General features: G+C 71.0%; 1 protein-coding gene. It reads left to right on the top strand.

Features of this window, described 5'->3' with window-relative positions; genetic code table 11:
• Positions 1-975 (top strand): HAD-IC family P-type ATPase (locus DYI24_RS27160; RefSeq protein ID WP_164574523.1); only part of this gene is annotated, 975 nt, incomplete at both ends.

A 975-nucleotide genomic window follows, 5' to 3' on the forward strand; every position in this document is an offset into this window, starting at 1 on the left:
GGACGGCGCGCGGCCGCAAGGCTTCACGCCGCTGCGGGAAGCCGGTCTGCTCGCCGCCGCCCCCGATCCGTTCGACCCGATGGACCTCGCGCTGCACCGGCTCGCCGGCGACCATCTGCCCAACGGCAATGGCGCGCGCCGCCTCGTCCACGCTTACGGGCTGCGCCGCGACCTGCTGGCGATCACCCAGGTCTGGCGCGACCCGGACGATGCCAGCGACTACGTGGTGGCGGCGAAAGGTGCGCCGGAGGCGATTGCGCGGATGTGCGGCCTTGATGCCGCCGCGCTCGGCAACGTCTCACGCACCGTCGATGCGATGGCGGCCGAGGGGCTGCGGGTGCTCGGCGTCGCGCGCGCGTCGCATCCGGACGAGGATTGGCCGGAGACCCAGCTCGGCTTCCGCTTCGACTTCCTCGGCCTCGTCGGCCTCGCCGACCCGCTGCGCGCATCGGTGCCGGCCGCCGTCGCCGACTGCCGTGCCGCCGGCATCCGCGTGGTGATGATCACCGGCGACTATCCGGCGACCGCACAAGCGATCGCGCGCCAGGCCGGGATCGATGCGGACAGTTGCGTCACCGGCGAAGAGATCGCCACGCTCGACGACGCCGCGCTCGCCGAGCGGCTGCGCCGCGCAACGGTGTTCGCGCGGATCATGCCCGAACAGAAGCTGCGGATCGTCGAAGCGCTGAAAGCTGACGGTGAAGTCGTGGCGATGACCGGCGACGGCGTCAACGACGCGCCATCGCTGAAAGCGGCGCATATCGGCATCGCAATGGGCGGCCGCGGCACCGACGTCGCGCGCGAAGCGTCGGCGATCGTGCTGCTCGACGACGACTTCGCCTCGATCGTCAAGGCGATCCGGCTCGGACGGCGGATCTACGACAACCTCGTCAAGGCGATGGGCTTCATCTTCGCCGTCCATGTGCCGATCGCCGGGCTGGCGCTACTGCCGTTGCCGTTCGGACTGCCGATCCT

This window comes from Rhodopseudomonas sp. BR0C11 (genome assembly GCF_010820945.1).
GTDB classification, from domain to species: domain Bacteria; phylum Pseudomonadota; class Alphaproteobacteria; order Rhizobiales; family Xanthobacteraceae; genus Rhodopseudomonas; species Rhodopseudomonas palustris_H.